Genomic DNA, 18010 nt, shown 5'->3' with positions numbered 1-18010 from the left:
CGTCAGCCCTCCGAGTCGATGGGTTGGTTCCGCGCGCCCTGAGCGGCAGCAGCCGAACGGGAGCGCAGCACCATGGTCACGCCGATCGCACTGATGGCCATCCCCACCACCGCGATCACGGTGATCGGGACACTGAACATGAGCCACACCCACAGCATGGTCGTGGGCGGGGTGAGGTAGAGCAGCACGCTCGCCACGGTGGCCCCGCGGGTGCGGGTCACGTACACGAACATGGCGTAGCCGCCGAGCGTGGACAGGAACACCAGCCACAGCACGGCCAGCCAGAAGTCGAGTTCCGCCGGCAGCGGCGTCTGACCCGCCACCACGGAGACCGCCACCAGCGCGAGGGCCGTCACCACCATCTGCATGGTGATGGACTGCAGCAGGGACTCGGTCGGCCTGAGCTTCTGGGTGAGGACCGTGCCGGTGGTCAGCGAGAGCATCCCGGCCGCCGGGAGCAGGTAGGCCCACCACTGCGCGGACCCGCCGCCCAGGTCCCCGGAGACCACCACCGCCACGCCGGCCAGCCCCAGCACCATGCCGATCCACATGGTCGGGGTAATCCGTTCGCCCAGGATCCTCCCCGCGACCGTCGCCACCAGCAGCGGCTGGAGCGAGGCGATGAGGGCCGCCGTCCCGCCGTCGACCCCCTGGTTGACGCCCTCGAAAATCAGGAAGAGGAACCCCGCCTGGCTGAGCAGCCCGATGACCGCCTGCCGGCCCCACGCCCGTCGGTCCGTCAGGTCGACCCGCAACGCCAGGCAGACCGTCACGAGCATCACCGCGAGGATCGAGAACCGCCAACTCAGCAGCTGTAGCGGGGTGCCGCCCGCGCGGATCCCGAGCTCGGCCCCCACGAATCCTGAGCTCCACATGACGACCAGAGCCACCGACGCCAGATGGCCGGCGGTGCGGCGGTGGGCGTCTCGAGCAGGGGCGGGCATGTGCTGAGGCTACGAAGCGACCGACCTCGTCGTCGTCATACAGGGCGCGCCACCCCCGGAGCTCCAGTCGCGGTTCCACTGTGCGCGTTGGCCACCAAGACGTCGTCAAGCCACTCAAGTCTCTTGCGGCCGGGGATGCCGGACCAGATACTTGTGGCCGCCAGCCATCACGACTATTGCCAGGCCAGAGCCGACGAGCGTGTAAAGGGCGCGATCGGCGATCGCCTGCGCAACATCGTGGGTCCCCCCGGCGGTCTGCAGGACCACCGCCGGGGTGAGGAATGTGACGAACACCCAGTACGGCAGTCGCAGGTTGGCCCACGCCGCAAGGATGGTCAGCACTGCGGCGAGCGCGGCGATCAGGCCGGGCAGGTGATGGAACGCGACCACGACAACCGCAGCGGCCGTCGACCCTACAAGGGTCCCGACTACACGCTGGCTAACCCGAGTGATCGCAGACGCGTAGTAGGGCTGGACCACGACGTACATGGTCAGGACGATCCACCACGAATTGGGCGGCAGCCAGGTCAACGAGATGAACGAGGTCAGCGCTACGAGTCCTCCCATCGCCGCGGCGAAGTACACGGAGGTCCGATTCGGTACAGCCTCGGGCGGGGTGACATGCACCTTGTTGATCGCGAACGCCCCGAACGTCGCAGTCCACACACCACCGATCAGCAGAACCACCATCACCATGAGGATCGACTCCGGTGAGGCGTCCGCCGAATACCTGCCTGACGGCAGCGCCACGTGCATATCCCCTATCAACGCGAGGGCGGCGAGCGGGGCAGCGAAGGACATCATCACATGCCACCCCCGCCGGGCCGAGAGCCCCGTCGCCACGCCGAGCAGCAGCATGTACGCGGCTCCGACAACAGGCGGCAGGTCGCGCAGCAGGAGGGAGATCCCGACAATCACCGGCGTCAGCGCGGCTGCGGCAAAGGCGAGACGACGACCCGCGAACAGCCCCATGAGTGCCGGAAGCATGCCCAGATACCAGAGCGAGCCGTTCGACTTCCACGACGACAGGTCCAGCACGACGATCGGGGCGAGGACGAGTATCGCCGCCAACGCCGCCACCGCGATGCGCGTATCGGGCTTTCCCGTGCTGGACTGCGGAATCGCACCCGTTGTTGAGGTCACGATGCAAAGGTGGCACAAACTACGGAGAGTTGAGGGCGAATGCGCAGGAGGCCATCACCCCTCCCATGGACGGACCCGGCCGGTCGGCCGGTTGCCGCTTTACACGGGCATCCAGGCGGAGCCCTGCGCGTCGCGACTGAAGAACTCGTCGTCGTCAAAAATCCTGGCGACGAGGCGCAGCCGCGGCGCGCACACGTACCGCACCGCGGAGAGCCGCACCCTCACGCCCGGGAGCTCGGCTGCCAGCCGAGCGGCGATCGTCCGCCCCTCGCGGTACCAGGCGACGGGATCCACATCGGCGCTCCAGCGCGGCAACCCGTAACCGTAGCCGGGCAGTCCCAGGTCACGCCCGGTGTCCACGCCGTCGGAGTCGTAATCGAGGAAGCCGCGCCGCCAGTCTTCGTTCCACACGCGCAGTCGCTCCTCGAGTTCCGGGGTGAGACCCAGCGAGCGCGGTGTGGCGAAACCAATCGGTCCCTGGCCCGAACGGAGCCGGGGCGGCTGGTGGTACGGCAACGCACCGGCCCAGAGACCCCACTCGACGCCGTACTCGGGCATCAGCTTCAGCTCGGCGGGCACATCCGGGTCGGGCTCGTTGCCCGGCATCCGCCAGCCGACTTCGCGCCTGTATTGACCGGTCAGGGCGCAGACATAGTCCAACTGGTCCGCGGCGAGCCCGCACACGACGTACTTCTCCGCGCAGCAGAACACGAAGTGCTCCGGATAGTGCTCGCCCAGCCGCCGGGCGAGCTCGTGGCCGCGGTCGAGCCACGCCATCTCGTCGAAGCCGTCGCGCCACACCGGCTGGTCGACCGGGCGGTCCCCGAGGTGAAGGAAGTTCGACTTGAACTCATCGATCCACGTCTCAATCTGATCGTGCAGTTCCGCCGGGATCTGCAGGTCAGCAGCCATGCCCTGGTCATAGCCGGAGTGTCCGGGCGGAAAGACGTCGGGAGACGCCGAGATGTAGGGCCGGTAGTCGATGACCGGGTGGAGCGCGACGTGCAGACGCATCGGCCCGTGGCCCGCCTGGACCCGGCACGCCGCCCGGCACAGGTGCGACGGACGCAGCCCGTCGAAGGTTCCGTCAGGCGAGACACGCATGGGCTGCAGGGTAACCCGCGGCGTCGCGTGAAGGCGGTTCGGCAGGGCCGCCACCCTCTGACCTGCGGTGCCCTGCACAGTGCTTCCAGGGCGCCGCAGGTCAGCAGCGAATCCCTGGCAGACTGTGCGGCGTGGGCGGCGGGCGAGGCGAGAGTGGATCGATCCGATCCGTCTCAGGGGCAACCCCTGGGTACACATCACAGTTAGTTCCTGCGTCCGGTGCCGCACGGCACGCTCCGCGTGCGAATCGGCACCGCCGAGACGAGTTCAGGGTCGCCTCGCCCGCCGGCCACGGTCCCGCTGTCTGATGACCGAGCCACGCCCGCCCGCGCGACTGTCCCCTGCCGAAGTGGGCGACGCCGCCGCATGGTTCTCCCGCACCTACACCGGCTGGACCTGGCCGGAACTCCTGCGGGCCCTCGAAGCCGTCCTACCGGGCGACGTCGCGCGCGAGGTACTCCCGTCGCTGCTGATGCTCCCGCGCGAACCCCGGCACCCGGCCGAGACCCTGCGGCGAGTGCTGGCTCCGTGGACCGCCCCGCCGGCAACGCGTGCCCTGTCCTTCGACGTGTCCGAGCCGGCTCGGCCCGCCGCGGCCTTCGACGGGCTGCCCGCACTGCGCACGGCGCGCGACGTCGCCGAATGGCTGGATCTCACCATCGGCGAGCTCGAGTGGTTCGCCGATCACGGCGGCTGGCTGCGCACGGCGACTCCCGGCCTGCCCCACTATCGCGTGTGGACGCGGGAGAAGCGGGACGGGGTCCGCGTCATCGAGGCACCCAAGCCGCGACTGCGGGAGGTGCAGCGGCGGATCCTGCGGCACTTGGTCTCGCGGATCCCCGCTCACCGGGCTGCCAAGGGGTTCGTCCCGGGGTCGTCCACCGCCGACTTCGCGTGGCCGCACTCCGCGAAGCCAATCGCGTTGCGTGCGGACCTGCGTCACTGCTTTGAGAGCATCACCGCCCCGCGGATCGCAGACGTGTTCCGCCGAGCCGGATACCCGCCCGCGGTCGCCCGGCTTCTCGCCGACCTGTGCACCACCGCGACCCCTGCGGACAAGCTCCGCGGCGTCCCCTCCGAGCACGCCGCCTACCTCCGCGGCCGACATCTCCCGCAAGGGGCGCCGACGTCTCCACATCTGTCGAACCTGGTGATGCGCTCCCTGGATCGACGCCTGTACGGATACGCCGCGGCCAACGGACTCACCTACACGCGTTACGGCGATGATCTCGCGCTATCCGGGCACGAGATGAACGCCGGCCGGGCGCTGTGGGTCGTGCTCAAGGTGATCGCCTCCGAGGGGTTCACCGTCCACGCGGGCAAGGTGCGCGTCATGCGGGCGCACCAGCGCCAGACGCTCGCCGGGCTCGTCGTCAATGACCTCCCCCGGGTCAGCCGCGTCGAGTACGACAACCTCCGCGCGCTCCTCCACAACGCCCGCCGCTCCGGCGCCTCCTCCCAGAACCGCGCCGGGCACCCGGACTTCCGAGCCCACGTCCTTGGGCTCATCGCCTGGGTCGGCGCGAGTGATCCCGTCCGTCGCGAGCGACTGCTGCGCATGGCCGACGAGGTCGACTGGGCGAGTTGAGTCGCCCGTCCCGGTGACGAGCGCGGGCCGCCGCGGCCAGCTCGCCTCGTCGTCGTCCCTCTGTCGTCAACTTCGCCGCTCTCCTCCCACGCGCCCACCCCTCTGACCTGCGGCGCCCCGAACACCCTGCCCAGGACACCGCAGGTCAGCCCACTGATGATCTCGCCTTCTTACTGTGTGCCATTTACATACTGTGTGACACACACTATCGTGTGCCACATGGGCGATGAGACGGACACGGTACTCAGTACCCACCTTCAGGAGTTGCGGCGCGGCTCGGTGGTACTCGGGAGCCTGCTCGCGTGCCGGACGCCGCAGTACGGCTACGGACTCCTCACGACGCTCGCCGAGGCCGGGATCGCAACGGAGGCCAACACGCTGTACCCACTCCTGCGACGGCTCGAGAGCCAGGGACTACTCACCTCGCTCTGGCACACCGACGAGCCGCGGCCCCGCAAGTACTACGAGACGACCCCACTCGGCGCGCAGACCGCCGAACGCCTGGACTCCGAATGGCGAGCGCTGGGCATCGGCTTCACCGAACTCCGGAAGGCAGGCCAACCATGACCGCATTGACCGATCGCTACATCACCGAGGTGGTGCGCCGACTCCCTGAGAACCAGCGCGACGACATCGCCACCGAGATTGCCGCCGTCATCGAGGACATGGCCGCGGCCGAACTGGATTCCGCCGTCGCACCCGGCGCCGATCCGGACGCCGCCGAACGCGCGGCGCTCGCCCGGCTCGGCGACCCGGCCGTCCTGGCCCGCCGCTACTCCGGGCAGCGGCAGTACCTCATCGGGCCGGGCACGTACCCGGTGTGGGTGCGGGTGCTGCGGTGGTTGCTACCCGTCGTCGGCGTGATCGCCGCGCTGGCCAACGGCATCGTCTACGTGGCCACCACGCCCGAGCCCGAACTGGGCGGATTGATCGGGCAGGTCGTCGGAGGTGTCGTGCCCGCGCTCCTCGGCGTCTTCGCCGCGTGGACGATCATCGTCGCGATCGTGGAACGCTCCACCCCGGACGGCACGCCCGGGCCGTTCGCGCCGTCGCCCGACTGGGATCCCGCGACCCTGGAGGCCGCCCCGCCGCGAGCAGAGACCCGCGTCGACGCGATCGTGTCACTGATCGTGCTGGCCGTCCTCGCCGCCGTGCCGTTCATCCCGTCGACGTTCCTCTACATCGGGCACCTGAACAACGGCGAGCCACTCATCAATCCGGGCCTGCCGACCGCCTGGCTCGCGGGCTATCTGATCCTCCTCGTGGCACTCGCCCTGATGCAGGTGTGGCTGCTGGTCCAACCGGGCGCACGGCGTGGACGGCTGGTCATCGAGGTGGCCGTCGACGTGGCGTTCGGCGTGTTCCTCACCGGCCTCGTGCTGATCCAGGGCCAGGTGATCCACCCGGACCTCGTCGCCACAGACGCCGATGGAACGACCACCGCGATCCGGTGGGTCGTGATCATCGCGATCTGGGCGATCGTGGTGTGGGACCAGGTCGAGACCCTGCGTGCGTACCGGCGAGAGGCCCGGTGAGGGGCAGACGAGAGGCCCGGCGAGGGGCGGTCGATGCCACTCACCGGGCCTCCATCAGAGACTTCCCGCTAAGGACTCCTCAGCTACCGCCACCCGCCGGTGCGGCACCGGAGCCGCTGTCGGCCTCGGTGTCGTCGCCGCCCGCGAGGGAGGCGGTGAGGCCGGCTCCCACGCCCACGACGCTGCCGTTGACGCTGCCTGCGCCCACCGATCCGAGCGGACCGAGGATGTCGTTCACCTGATCGGCGACCACCTGCGGGTCGATGCCGAAGTAGTTCACCAAGTTGCCGAGCCGGGGGCCGATGATGCCCTCCCTGGCGCAGATGACCCCTGCCGCCGCAGGCTCGTCCGCCGGAGCGGGCGCGTCCCAGGTCACCGTCTCGCCGGCCGGCACTCGAAGACCGCTCGTGACGCCGGTGCCAAAGGTGGTGGCCGTCCCCACCAGATCGAGTCCGGGTCCACTGACAACCGCGGCGGGCTCACCCTGCGGGCTCACCGTCAGAACGGAGACGCCGCCACCACCCTGGATCGTGCCGAGCACCCCGAGCGATCCCAGGCTGTTCGGATTGATCTCACGGGGATCGATGTCGTTCTCCTCGATCGTGCTGTACGGCGCGGTGAAGCCGATGCACTGCTGGGTCGCGTCGCCCTCGTTGGTGTAGGCGACCGTTGGGCCGCCTTCCGCGTTGGGGGACACGGAAACGGGGCCGTTGAGCGCGATGCTGGCGAGCTGGAGGTCGTTGGCGACCTCCGACGAGCCCTGGGCGCCCGCCGCGCCGGCGCCGGCCAGGATGGTTCCGCCGGCAAGCGCCGCCGCCGAGGCCAGTGTTGCGATTCTCTTGCTGTGTGCCATTGCTTCTCCTCCGAACGGGCAGATCCGGCGGTACGAGACGCTCACTGTGAACGCGTGGACCCGTACCGTGGCACGCCGTTCGCCGAGCCGCGGGCAGTTTTCTCCCGCGTGAGTGAGGCTTCACTCCCCTGTGCAACACCGGAACCTCTCCGCCCCCGCAGCAACAGCCGTTCCGTCCTCGCTCCGTCACGGTCAGGCGCGTGTCCGGTGCTCAGTACCCCTTGCCGACCTCCACCAGCGACAGCAGCTCGTCCTCGGCCGCGAACCGCCGCAGGTTCTCGGCCAGGAACGGCGCCATCTCTTCCGTGAGTCGGCCGGCCGGGTTGGCGACGTGCGGGGTGATGACGACGTTGTCGAGATCGAACAGCGGGTCGTCGTCGGCCGGCGGCTCCGGGTCGGTCACGTCGAGGGCGGCCCCGCCGAGGGCGCCCGCAGCGAGTGCGCGGTACAGCGCGGCCTGGTCGATGAGTGGCCCGCGCGCGACATTGACGACCCACGAGTGTGGCTTGAGCAGCGTCAGGGTGCGGTCGTTGATCATGTGACGTGTCTCCGGCGTGTCCGGGGCCGCCAGGACGACGTGGTCCGAATGTGCGAGCGCCTCATCAGTCCGGTCAGCCGACATCGTGACGTCGGCGCCGTCGACCGTGTGCCCGGATCTGTTGACGGCGAGCACAGTCGCACCGCACGCCTTGAGCAACGGTGTGAGCTCGCGTCCTATCCCGCCCGCTCCGATGATCGAGACCGTGGAACCCCGGAGGGTCCGGACCGCCGGGTCAACGGTTTCCTTGGCCCAGCGGGTCTTGGCCGAACGCACGATCTGCCGGGTCCCCCCGAGCAGCAGGGCGAGGGCATGCTCGGCGACTCCACGCGCGTAAAAGCCGGAAGCGTTGGTCCAGAGCCGCTTGTCGTCGATCACCTTCGCGTCGACGAAATGCTCGATGCCGGCAGTGCTGAGCGCGACCCACTCAATGGCGTCCGGCAGCTCCGGGAACCCGTCCGGCCCACCGATCCACACGAGGATCTGCGCCTCCGAGAGTGGGACGACCGATCCGCCGGCGGCCTCCACGGCGTCGGTCAGGTGCCGATCCTGGTTCGGCGCGATCGCTACCCGTACTCCCCGCGAGTCTCCTGAACCAGCTGCCATTGGAAACTCCTTCGTGGGCTCGCGCGCGACCTCGTCGTCGTCGATCATCCCTGAAGGTTCACACAACCGGGGCGCGTCGTCGACTGGTCACAGATCCCGCCCCCGTCGGCGCCTGTCTTGGGGAAACGCGAAGCGCTGCGACCAATCGGCGGGGCGGGGGCGCGGGGCACGGGGGCGACCAATGGGCGGAGCGCGGGGCGCGCGGGGGCGCAGGGCGGGGGTAGCGTGGGGCGGCACGCGGAGGCGCGAGAGGCGCAGGCAAGGCGGGCCCGCAAACGACGAACGCCCCCGTCGCGTGGACGGGGGCGTTCGTGACGTGCGCCCGAAGGGACTCGAACCCCTAACCTCTTGATCCGTAGTCAAGTGCTCTATCCATTGAGCTACGGGCGCATACTCATATTCTTCTGTCGTGCCAGATCAGCCGGTCACCCGGCTCTCCGACATGGCGGAGGCGAGAGGATTTGAACCTCCGGTCCCCTTTTAGGAGGACAACTCATTAGCAGTGAGTCCCATTCGGCCGCTCTGGCACGCCTCCTGGAGGCTCTGCTGAGCCAACGAGGAGTAACAGTACACACAGCCGTCGTTGGTTCGCAAAACGCCCGGTCACCTGCTGGTCACCCGATAGTCCTACGCTGTAATCATGTCCCCTGACGTGCGCAACGACCTCGACGCCATCCCCGCCTACGTTCCCGGCGCGACCGTGCCGGGCGCGGTGAAACTCGCCTCGAATGAGACGACGACGGGGCCGCTGCCGAGCGTGGCCGTGGCGATAGGTGAGGCCGCCACCGGCGCCAACCGCTACCCCGACATCACGGCGCGCGCGCTCGTGGAGCGGCTCGCCGACTTCCTCGGGGTGGCGCCGGAGAACGTCACGACCGGGTGCGGCTCGGTGGCGCTGTGCCAGCAGCTCGTGCAGGCGGTCTGCGCGCCGGGCGACGAGGTGATCTTCGGCTGGCGATCGTTCGAGGCGTACCCGATCATCACCCGTATCGCCCACGCCGTGCCGGTGCAGGTCCCCAACAGCGCCGACGGCTCGCTGGACCTGGACGCGATCGCGGCCGCCGTCACCGACCGGACCCGCCTGATCTTCGTGTGCACCCCCAACAACCCGACGGGCCCCGCTGTCAGTCGCGCCGAACTCGCGGCGTTCCTGGGCCGCATCCCCGATCGCGTCACCGTGGCCCTGGACGAGGCCTATTACGAGTACATGCGTTCCGAGGACCCCGTGGACGGGGTGGTCGAGGCCATGGCCCGGACGAACGTCGTGTCCCTGCGCACCTTCTCCAAGGCCTACGGGCTGGCCGGCCTGCGGGTGGGCTACCTGGTGGGCCCGGCGCAGCTCGTCACGTCGGTCGCCAAGATGATGGTGCCGTTCTCGGTGAGCTCGCTGGCACAGGCCGCGGGCATCGCCTGCCTCGAGGCCGGCGACGAACTGCGGGTGCGTACCGATGCGGTGGTCGCCGAGCGCGGCCGCGTTCGTGAGGCCCTGCTCGGGATGGGCTTCACGGTTCCGGACAGCCAGGCCAATTTCGTCTGGCTGCCGCTGGGCGACCGGTCCGCGGCGTTCGACGAGCACTGCGGCGAGCGCCTGGTCATCGTCCGCTGTTTCGCCGGCCACGGAGTGCGGGTGTCGATAGGCGATCCCGATGAGAACGACAGGTTCCTCGCTGCCGCGAAGGAATTCGTAACCGGAATGTGACTGTTCCGGCGGGGTCCCGTGACCTGGCGACGGCACCATGGGCGAGGTTCGGGAAGCAGACCCCAAGTCCGCTTTCTCTTCTGCCACGCCCAACTACGGCCGCCCTGTGAGGAGTCGATGTGCAGCAGCTGAGTTCACGCCCTGTGCCGAACTCCGCAGCTGCCCATACGTCCGTAATGACGCTCACGTCCCGGCCGGGCTCCGCCGCCGCGGTGGCGGCGCTCGTCGTCGCGGCCGTCGCCGCGCTGACCATGGGCCTCGTCTCGGCGCCCGTCGCGGCTGCTCAGGCAGGTACGACCAACGAAACCAGTAAGCCGTGGAGCCCGTCCGTCGAGGCGCAGACGGTGCGCATCCTCGGGATCGGCGAGTTCTCGGGGGCACTGTCACGACCGGTCGGCTTCCAGGGCGAGTTGCGCGACGGATCCGGGAACGTCCGCCCCGCCGGCGGGGGTCCCCACCTCGCCGCCACCGTCGCCAAGCTGCGCGCCCAGTCCGACAACGCGCTCCTGCTGGCCACCGGCGACTCGATCGGCGGGACCGCACCCGAGGCGGCGTTGTTGGGCGACCGTCCGACCATCGAGTTCTTCAACCGCATCGGGGTCGACGGGGCCGGCATCGGCCGCCGCGAGCTCGACAAGGGCGCCGACCACATCCGATCCCTGGTCAAGCCCACTTGCCGTTCCGAGCAGGAGTGCCGGGTCGACCCGCCGCTGCCGCCCTTCCGCGGGGCGGCTTTTCCGTTCCTGGCCTCCAACGTGGTCCCGTCGCACGACGCGGCGCCGACGTTTCCCTTCGCCATCCACCGGGTCGGCGACGTCCGCGTGGGCGTCGTGGCGGTGACCATGCCGCCGGAGGGGGCTCCGGAGACCACCACCCGGCTGGCCGACCCCATGCGCGCGCTCGATGACACGGTGGAGTCGCTGCAGTTCCTGGGCGTCGAGGCGATCGTCGGCCTGGTCCAGTCCGATTCCGTGCACGACAACCTGGACCCCGGGGCCTGTCCGGAGCAGCTCACCGAGATCGACATGGTCAAGAACGTCAACCCGGCGGTCGACGCCCTGATCGTCGGCGCGTCCGGCGGCCCGGCCACGTGCCGCATCCTCGACGCTGACAACGACGAGCGGGTGGTCGTCGCCCCTGCTTCCCACGGCCGCTCGGTCACCGTCGTCGACCTGGCCGTGGATCCCACGACCGGCCACGTCATCCGTCCGCAGACGTCGGTGTTCAACCAGACGGTCAACCTGGACATTGAGCCGGATGCCGCCACCGAGGAGCTCGTCCGTCAGGCGCGGGCAGCCTCGGCGCCGGCTGCCCGCGAGGTGATCGGCGAGGCATCCGAGACGATCCCGCTCGAGATGGACGAGAACGGCGAGTCCCCGCTGGCCGACGTCATCGCCGACGGGCAGCTCCACGCGGCGCGCGGCCGGGGCGCGGATCTCGCGCTGTCCAACCCGGATTCGCTCTTGGCCGACATGCCGCGAGGACCCCTCGACTACGCCACCCTGCACACGGTCCAGCCCTACGGCGACCGCCTCTACCTGGTCACCGTCACCGGCCAGGACCTCCAGGACGCCTTCGACCAGTTCGCCGACGACATCGGCCACCACGGCCCCGCCGTGTCCTCGAACGTGCGCTACACCGTCGATATGAGCAAACCCGAGGGTGCGCGCGTCACCGAGCTGACGGTGGACGACGAGCCGGTCGACCCGGCCGCCGAGTACACCGTGGTGGTCAACGAGTTCCTCTCCTCCCCCGAATGGAACGGCTCGCCGTTCGCCGAGCGCGGCACCCGCCGCGAAGCCGGCCTCACGGACATCTCCGCGCTGACGCGCTATGTCACCGATGAAGGACCGCTCACGTCGCCGGAGCCGGGCCGGGTTCGCGTCATCCGCTGATCCCCCTGCGCTTTCCGGTGGGGGGGGCAGCCCCATACGTGGCGGTACGTTCGCGTCGCCTCGCACAGACGCTAAGCTGAGCTTCATTCTTTGCGCGGCATCGTGCCGCGCGAGACGCCCTGCGGACGCTCGCGCCGTGCGAGGTTGCTCTTGTCGAATGAAGACTCTAACGAGGTAGTGACTGTGCCCCTGAGACGTGGTGTCAGCCGTCGTCCGTATACCGCGGCGATCGCGCTGTCCCTGGCCTCTGCGCTCATCGCGCTGCCGGCCTGCGCCTCCCCCGAACCGGTGGCGAAAGTTGACCCGACGGTCGACGGCCCCGCGCGACTGGACGAGGTCGCGGTGCAGCGCTTCGAGTACCCGACTCGTGCCGGTGAGCCCGATCCCGAGCAGAACTGGGCCGATCTCTATATCCCGGCGGGTGAGGAGGAGGTCGATTCCCTGCCGCTGGCCGTGATCATCCACGGCGGCGCGTGGCAGAGCGAGATCGGCGCGGATGCGTTCGACCCACTGGCCCGCGAGCTGGCCACCCGCGGCATGGCGGTCTACAACATCGAGTACCGGCGACTCGGTTCGGGCGGAGGCTGGCCCACGACGTTCCGGGACGTCGCCGACGCCCTCGACCATGTGGTGAAGGTCGACGAGATGTTCCCGCAGATCACGATCGACGACGAGGTGGTCGTGGGGCACAGCGCCGGCGCCCAGCTCGCCGTGTGGGGTGGGACCAGGCATCTTCTCGACGACGACGAGGTCGGCTCCCAGCCCAGGTTCCGCCCCACCCGGGTCGTCTCGATCGCCGGGCCCCTGGACGCGGTCTACGCGGCCGAGAACGGCGACGACCGGATCGTCAAAGCGATCGGCGGCACCCCGTCGCAGGTGCCGGACCGCTACGCGATGGTGGACCCGATCCAGAACATCGCCCCGGACACCCCGGTCGTGGCGTTGCACGGCTCCGAGGACACGGTGGTGTCGCCCGAGAACTCGCGACGCTACGTCACCTCGGCCCGCCGGGCCGGCGGCGACGCCAAGCTGATGGTCATCGACGGCGAGAACCACGTGTCGATCGTCTCCGGCGACTCCCCCAACTACTCGAAGGTCCTCGATACGATCGTCAGCGTCTCGGATTCGGACCTCGACAAGGTCGTCACTCCCTGACCTCTCGGGGCAGAACTGCTCGTCTTCGGGGCCGGAGGCCCCCGTGCACCGTCCAGACCCATGTCTCCCACGTCCTGCACAAGCTCGACCTGCGCACGCGGGTCGAGCTCGCGGCGCTGGTCGCCGCACGCGGGCAGCGGCGTCATTGATCAGCCGTCGACGGCTACGTGCCCGACGGTGACGGGCCCCAGGACGACGGGGTGGAGGCCGGCCACGTCAACCGGCCCCAGCACGCCCACGTCGACCCGGTGCAGCAGGTCCGCCCCCACATCGTGGCGCTGTGACACCAGAGCGGTGAGCACACGACTGCCGTCGGCACGGGTCTCGATCCGGGGGTCCTTCATCGCGACCTCGACGATGTTGAACCGCGCCGTGGCCGTGACGGTGCCGCGGTACCGCTGGATACCGTCGCCGGCGGCGGCCTCGGCGGCGTGGTCGCGGGTGAAGCTCACGCGCTCCCCGTCCTGCTCGGCTGCTCCGGACCGCGGGTTGATGCCGCCCTGGAGGGCGGAGGTCGCCTGGTGGACGAGGCCGGCGTCCACGACGAGGTCAGGGGTCGGCTCGGGCGGGGTGTCGGGCCCGGGCTCGGGCGAGTAGGCGATCGGGACGTAGAACTCCTCGGCGGCGTTGACGGAGCCGGCGCCGGCGTAGACGTACACGCCCCAGTTGTCGCCCGGGGTGTTCTCGGCAGGGTCTACGACGATCCGGGCGGTGAAGCTGCCGTCGTCGGCCATCGGCTGGGCCACGCGGGCGATGGAACGATGCATGTCGATTGGCGCCTTGGGCATCGCCTCGAGCGTTCCGGCGGGGGTCACCCATGCCATCCGGTCATGCGGGTGAGTGCGGGAGCCGGACGGAGCGTCCTCGCTCGGCTTCCAGTGGTCGGGGAACGCACTGTAGAGGACGTACACACCGTTCGGGACACCCGGTGGGACCGGCAGCGGGAAGCCGCCCTGGTTGGCCTGCGGGGAGAAGCCGGTGCCGTGGATCAGCAGGACGTCGCCGCGGTGGACGGCGAGGCCGTCGACCGGCCGGCCGTCCTCGGTGGTCACGGTGACCTGTGGGTTCTGCTGGACCTCGGGGAAGAACGGGAGGTCGTCGGGGACCGTGGGCGCGGCGGACGCTGTGGCCGCGGTGCCGGCCACAGCGGGGGCGAAGGGGACGACGACGGCGAGGGCGATCGCACCCAGGAAGCTCTTCCTCAAGCTGGTCATACCCACAACCATAGGTTAGGTGACCCTAAGATCAGCCCGCGGCCTCGAATTCCCGCCCGCCCCTTGCGCACCGCTTGCACTGCAATACCTGCAGGTCTTCTGCGGAAGTGGAGGGATTTGAACCCCCGGTGCTGTTTAGGCACGCTCGCTTTCAAGGCGAGTGCATTCGGCCGCTCTGCCACACTTCCCCGCCGCCTGCCGCGACACGCGCGACTGCGTAGTTCCACGTGGAACCACACGCTGACGACGGTGCTCATCGTAGTGGACCCCCGGCGACCGCACGAAGCCGCGCCTCCACGACCCGATCGATCCCGGCCGGATGCCCGGTCCTGCGGTCGCGACTACGGTCGGGTTCATGAAGGCCATCGAGTACACGAACGGACCCGACACACTCCGCCTGACCGAGGTCGACGATCCGACTCCCGCGCAGGGCGAGGTCGTGATCGATGTGGCGGCCACGGCAGTGAACCGCGCCGATCTGCTGCAGTCCCGGGGGCACTACCCGCCGCCTCCGGGCGCGTCGGAGATCCTCGGACTGGAGTGCTCGGGTCGCATCTCGGCGGTCGGCGAGGGCGTGGAGGGCCTGGCGATCGGCGACGAGGTGTGCGCGCTGCTCGCCGGCGGCGGCTATGCCGAGAAGGTCGCGGTCCCGGCCGGGCAGGTGATGCCGGTGCCGGCGGGTCTGACGCTGCACGAGGCGGCATCGCTACCGGAGGTGGCGTGCACGGTGTGGTCCAACCTGGCGATGACGGGCGGCCTCGGCCGCGGAATCCTCGCCGGGGACGCCCACTGGGGCGATCAGGAGCTGGGCGCGCCGCGGGTCCTCATCCACGGCGGGGCAGGCGGGATCGGCTCGCACGCGATCCAGGTGTGCCGCGCCCTCGGCGCACGGGTGGCCACCACCGCCGGCGGACCGGAGAAGGTGCAGATGTGCCGCGATCTGGGCGCGGACCTGGTGATCGACTACCGGGACGAGGACTTCGTCGAGACGGTCACGGAGTGGACCGAGCACGACGCGCGCGGCCGCGGTGTCGACCTGATTCTCGACGTGATGGGGGCCAAGTACCTCGAGCGGAACGTGGCATCGCTGGCTCCGGACGGCCGCATCATCGTGATCGGCCTCCAGGGCGGAGTCAAGGGCGAGCTCAACCTGGGCGGATTGCTGCCCAAGCGCGCCGGGATCATGGCGACGAACCTCCGGGCCCGCCCGGTGGACGGGCCCGGGGGGAAGACCGGCATCTGCCGGGAGGTCGTGGATGCCGTGTGGCCGCTGGTCTCCGCGGGCGATGTGACCACCCGCGTCTCACGCGAGATCCCGCTCGCGCAGGCGGCCGACGCACTGGCCCTCCTGGAGTCCGGCGACTCGCACGGGAAGATCCTGCTGACCGTCAGCTGATCGGACTCCGCGGTCCCGGAGCGGTCGATGTGCATCGGCCGAGTACCGGTCGCACGTAATGTGTCCGCATGATCACCGAGTTCGATCCCCGACCGGGATCCGCCCGGAATCGGCCAGGAGCCAGAGACTGGGACTTCATCCGCGCCTGGACCGATGACAAGTACATGAGCTTCGATGTCCGCCCTCACGGGAGGCGGATCACCCCGTCGTCGTCGATGTACTCGGTCGCCATCGGCGAGATGACGATGACGCATTTCACCTACGGCATCCACGTCGACCTGGACGGGTTCGCCGTGGACTCGGGCAATATTCTCGTACTCACCACCGTCGACGGGAACACCCGGCATGCGGGCCTGCGAAACAGCACGGAACTGACCGGCGGCCAGACCTACGTCGTGGACTGTGCGCACTCCCCCTACCGGCTGGAGGCGGACACCGAACACCTGCAGCTCAACCTGACCATCCCCCAGCGTCTCCTCACCGACCTGTCTCTCCGGTGGTACGGCACAGCTCCCGACAGTCGGCTGTGGTCCCGGCCGTGCGTCGTGGGCGGCCCCGGCAGTCCGTGGCTGAGCCTTCTCGACTACACGTCCCGCACCGCCGCGGTGGACCCCGCGGCGGTCGCGTCAGGGCCGGCAGGTCGCCACCTCGAGGAGATGCTGGTCGCCCAGCTGTTGGGCGACTGGTCACACCGGGTCGGCCTCGACCTGTCGTCGCCGCGTTCCGTTCCGGCTCCCGGATACATCCGGGCCGCCGTGCACTTTATCGATGAACACGCCCAAGACCTGCCCACCGTTTCCGAGATCGCCGCGGCGGCCGGGGTCAGCGCCCGCGCCCTGAGCGGCGGTTTCTCCAAGTACGTGGGGGTTTCTCCGCGGGCCTATCTCAACGAACGCCGACTCCACGGAGTACGCCGCGAACTGGCCGGCGGAGCCGCTTCGGTCGCCTCTGCCGCACACGCCTGGGGCTACGTCAATCTCGGATCCTTCGCCGCCTCCTACCGCCGCCGATTCGGCGAGAACCCGTCACAGACCCTGCGAGGCGCGCCGCACATCTGAGTGCCGACTCCGGACATCCGGTTCCGATCCGCGACGTCAATTGCCGGGCCGACGGGTGACGATCCTCCCGACCCGCTCCCCGCGGGCCCCTCGGCCGCACCGCGGCCCCGACCTCGGAGGTTGACCGATGTCCACCCTGAACGCCCGCCTCGATGACATTTTGAACCGCACCACGACCGCCACGGTCCCCGAGGCGCGAATCCCCGGAGTCGTCGCCACCGTCACGCGGGCCGACGGCACCATCTACGAAGGCGCGTCGGGGTTGCGCTCGATCGCCGACGAGGCACCGATGTCGACTGACACGGTCTTCTGCATGTTCTCCACCACTAAAGCCGTCACTTCGACCGCGGTCCTTCAGTGCGTCGAGGAGGGTCTGGTCGATCTGGACGCGCCGGCCTCCGAGTACGTGCCGGAGATCGCGGAACTACAGGTTTCCGAGGGCATCGATTCAAACGCCGCGCCCGTCCTGCGCGCCCCGTCCACGCCCGTCACCACCCGGATGCTGCTCCTGCACACGGCCGGCCTCGGCTACTCGTTCTTCTCCGACCTCTACGCTGGATTGCTCGCAGAAACCGGCCAGCCCGACATCATCGGCGCCACCAAGGACTCGCTGATGTCGCCGCTGCTGTTCGAGCCCGGCACACAATTCAACTACGGCACCAATATCGACTGGGCGGGCCTGGTGGTCGAGGCCGTGCGGGGCAAGCGATTGGGCGATGTCATGGGCGAGAGAATCTTCACCCCGCTGGGGATGAACGACACCGCCTTCACCATGACCCCGTCGATGGCAGGACGACTAGCCGCCGTCCACCAGCGCACCGAGGGCGCATTGGCCCCGACCGAACTGGTGCTCCCCCAGGACCCCGAACTCGATATGGGCGGGCACGGCCTGTACTCGACCATGCCGGACTACACCCGGTTCCTCCGGATGTGGCTCCGCGACGGCGACGGAGAACACGGCAGGGTTCTGCAGCCAGCCACGGTGGCTGCCGCGGCGGTAAACGGGCTGGGCGACCTGAAGGTCTCCACAATCAAGACCTCGATACCCGCGCTTTCGCACGACGCGGAGTTCTCCCCGGGGCAGAGCAAGTCGTGGGCGTACTCATTCATGGTCAACGACGAGGAAGCACCCACCGGCCGCAGCGCGGGGTCCCTGTCCTGGGCCGGGCTGGCGAACCTCTACTACCGGATCGACCGCGAGGCCGGCGTCGCCGGAATCTGGGGCAGCCAGGTCCTGCCGTTCATGGACCCGGCCGCCGTCGACAACTTCCTCGAGTTCGAG

The 18010-nt window shown here is 69.5% G+C and carries 15 protein-coding genes and 3 tRNA genes; 9 read left to right on the top strand and 9 right to left on the bottom strand.

The features are described 5' to 3' along the window. Nucleotides 1-2 precede the first annotated feature (2 nt). From ACWIE7_RS09915 to ACWIE7_RS09905, 3 genes are all read right to left on the bottom strand, one after another. Nucleotides 3-944 (bottom strand): DMT family transporter, encoded by a 942-nt coding sequence (locus ACWIE7_RS09915; RefSeq protein ID WP_452100688.1) that lies wholly within the window; start codon nt 942-944, stop codon nt 3-5. A gap of 114 nt (nt 945-1058) precedes the next feature. After that, nucleotides 1059-2087, bottom strand: a complete 1029-nt coding sequence (locus ACWIE7_RS09910; RefSeq protein ID WP_454057891.1) for an FUSC family protein — start codon at nt 2085-2087, stop codon at nt 1059-1061. A 99-nt stretch (nt 2088-2186) separates the two neighbouring features. After that, entirely contained in the window at nt 2187-3191 is a 1005-nt protein-coding gene (locus tag ACWIE7_RS09905; protein ID WP_454069183.1) for a hypothetical protein, read from the bottom strand. 307 nt (nt 3192-3498) lie between these two features. On the opposite strand from ACWIE7_RS09905, the gene ACWIE7_RS09900 reads away from it, so the two are divergent. From ACWIE7_RS09900 to ACWIE7_RS09890, 3 genes are all read left to right on the top strand, one after another. Continuing rightward, nucleotides 3499-4779: a reverse transcriptase family protein gene (locus ACWIE7_RS09900; RefSeq protein WP_454069182.1), complete on the top strand. Its 1281-nt coding sequence runs from the start codon at nt 3499-3501 to the stop codon at nt 4777-4779. Nucleotides 4780-4998: 219 nt separating this feature from the next. Beyond that, nucleotides 4999-5346, top strand: coding sequence for a PadR family transcriptional regulator (locus tag ACWIE7_RS09895; RefSeq protein WP_452100683.1), 348 nt, complete (start codon nt 4999-5001; stop codon nt 5344-5346). Beyond that, nucleotides 5343-6314, top strand: coding sequence for an HAAS signaling domain-containing protein (locus ACWIE7_RS09890; protein ID WP_454069181.1), 972 nt, complete (start codon nt 5343-5345; stop codon nt 6312-6314). Before ACWIE7_RS09895 ends, ACWIE7_RS09890 begins: the two co-directional genes overlap by 4 nt. 79 nt (nt 6315-6393) lie before the next feature. On the opposite strand, the gene ACWIE7_RS09885 is transcribed toward ACWIE7_RS09890, so the two are convergent. The 4 genes from ACWIE7_RS09885 to ACWIE7_RS09870 form a co-directional block, all read right to left on the bottom strand. Next, nucleotides 6394-7167: a hypothetical protein gene (locus tag ACWIE7_RS09885; protein WP_454069180.1), complete on the bottom strand. Its 774-nt coding sequence runs from the start codon at nt 7165-7167 to the stop codon at nt 6394-6396. Between the two features lie 211 nt (nt 7168-7378). Continuing rightward, nucleotides 7379-8311 carry an NAD(P)-dependent oxidoreductase gene (locus ACWIE7_RS09880; protein ID WP_454069207.1) on the bottom strand — a complete coding sequence of 311 codons (933 nt, stop codon included), beginning with the start codon at nt 8309-8311 and terminating at the stop codon, nt 7379-7381. 317 nt (nt 8312-8628) lie between these two features. Further along, a tRNA-Arg gene (locus ACWIE7_RS09875) sits at nt 8629-8701 on the bottom strand. 53 nt (nt 8702-8754) lie between these two features. Further along, a tRNA-Ser gene (locus ACWIE7_RS09870) sits at nt 8755-8846 on the bottom strand. Nucleotides 8847-8951: 105 nt separating this feature from the next. Here ACWIE7_RS09870 and ACWIE7_RS09865 point away from each other — a divergent pair. From ACWIE7_RS09865 to ACWIE7_RS09855, 3 genes are all read left to right on the top strand, one after another. Continuing rightward, nucleotides 8952-10010: a histidinol-phosphate transaminase gene (locus ACWIE7_RS09865; protein WP_454069179.1), complete on the top strand. Its 1059-nt coding sequence runs from the start codon at nt 8952-8954 to the stop codon at nt 10008-10010. Nucleotides 10011-10186: 176 nt separating this feature from the next. Beyond that, complete coding sequence (locus ACWIE7_RS09860; protein WP_454069178.1) at nt 10187-11905, top strand: bifunctional metallophosphatase/5'-nucleotidase; 1719 nt, start codon at nt 10187-10189, stop codon at nt 11903-11905. Nucleotides 11906-12088: 183 nt separating this feature from the next. After that, a complete protein-coding gene (locus ACWIE7_RS09855) occupies nt 12089-13060 on the top strand; it encodes an alpha/beta hydrolase family protein (RefSeq protein WP_454069177.1) in 972 nt (323 codons plus the stop codon). Nucleotides 13061-13209: 149 nt separating this feature from the next. Here the strand turns inward: ACWIE7_RS09855 and ACWIE7_RS09850 are convergent, their stop codons facing one another. Both ACWIE7_RS09850 and ACWIE7_RS09845 read right to left on the bottom strand, forming a co-directional pair. Further along, complete coding sequence (locus tag ACWIE7_RS09850; protein WP_454069176.1) at nt 13210-14274, bottom strand: HtaA protein; 1065 nt, start codon at nt 14272-14274, stop codon at nt 13210-13212. 102 nt (nt 14275-14376) lie between these two features. Next, nucleotides 14377-14462 (bottom strand) — tRNA-Ser (locus ACWIE7_RS09845). A gap of 167 nt (nt 14463-14629) precedes the next feature. On the opposite strand from ACWIE7_RS09845, the gene ACWIE7_RS09840 reads away from it, so the two are divergent. The 3 genes from ACWIE7_RS09840 to ACWIE7_RS09830 all read left to right on the top strand — a co-directional run. After that, entirely contained in the window at nt 14630-15670 is a 1041-nt protein-coding gene (locus ACWIE7_RS09840; protein ID WP_454069175.1) for an NAD(P)H-quinone oxidoreductase, read from the top strand. A 68-nt stretch (nt 15671-15738) separates the two neighbouring features. Then, complete coding sequence (locus ACWIE7_RS09835; RefSeq protein ID WP_454069174.1) at nt 15739-16728, top strand: helix-turn-helix domain-containing protein; 990 nt, start codon at nt 15739-15741, stop codon at nt 16726-16728. A gap of 127 nt (nt 16729-16855) precedes the next feature. After that, the coding region (locus ACWIE7_RS09830) for a serine hydrolase domain-containing protein (protein ID WP_454069173.1) at nt 16856-18010 on the top strand (1155 nt) is incomplete at its 3' end.

It is taken from the genome of Dietzia sp. NPDC055343 (assembly GCF_053645265.1).
The sequence above is the reverse complement of the archived record's forward strand: the minus strand, read 5'-3'. Positions and strand labels throughout refer to the sequence as shown.

Excerpts from the sequence above, each read along its gene's own strand:
- ACWIE7_RS09915 (WP_452100688.1), bottom strand. The coding sequence starts at position 944 with ATGCCCGCCCCTGCTCGAGACGCCCACCGCCGCACCGCCGGCCATCTG.
- ACWIE7_RS09905 (WP_454069183.1), bottom strand. The coding sequence starts at position 3,191 with ATGCGTGTCTCGCCTGACGGAACCTTCGACGGGCTGCGTCCGTCGCAC.
- ACWIE7_RS09900 (WP_454069182.1), top strand. The coding sequence starts at position 3,499 with ATGACCGAGCCACGCCCGCCCGCGCGACTGTCCCCTGCCGAAGTGGGC.
- ACWIE7_RS09895 (WP_452100683.1), top strand. The coding sequence starts at position 4,999 with ATGGGCGATGAGACGGACACGGTACTCAGTACCCACCTTCAGGAGTTG.
- ACWIE7_RS09890 (WP_454069181.1), top strand. The coding sequence starts at position 5,343 with ATGACCGCATTGACCGATCGCTACATCACCGAGGTGGTGCGCCGACTC.
- ACWIE7_RS09885 (WP_454069180.1), bottom strand. The coding sequence starts at position 7,167 with ATGGCACACAGCAAGAGAATCGCAACACTGGCCTCGGCGGCGGCGCTT.
- ACWIE7_RS09880 (WP_454069207.1), bottom strand. The coding sequence starts at position 8,311 with ATGGCAGCTGGTTCAGGAGACTCGCGGGGAGTACGGGTAGCGATCGCG.
- ACWIE7_RS09865 (WP_454069179.1), top strand. The coding sequence starts at position 8,952 with ATGTCCCCTGACGTGCGCAACGACCTCGACGCCATCCCCGCCTACGTT.
- ACWIE7_RS09860 (WP_454069178.1), top strand. The coding sequence starts at position 10,187 with ATGACGCTCACGTCCCGGCCGGGCTCCGCCGCCGCGGTGGCGGCGCTC.
- ACWIE7_RS09850 (WP_454069176.1), bottom strand. The coding sequence starts at position 14,274 with ATGACCAGCTTGAGGAAGAGCTTCCTGGGTGCGATCGCCCTCGCCGTC.
- ACWIE7_RS09840 (WP_454069175.1), top strand. The coding sequence starts at position 14,630 with ATGAAGGCCATCGAGTACACGAACGGACCCGACACACTCCGCCTGACC.
- ACWIE7_RS09835 (WP_454069174.1), top strand. The coding sequence starts at position 15,739 with ATGATCACCGAGTTCGATCCCCGACCGGGATCCGCCCGGAATCGGCCA.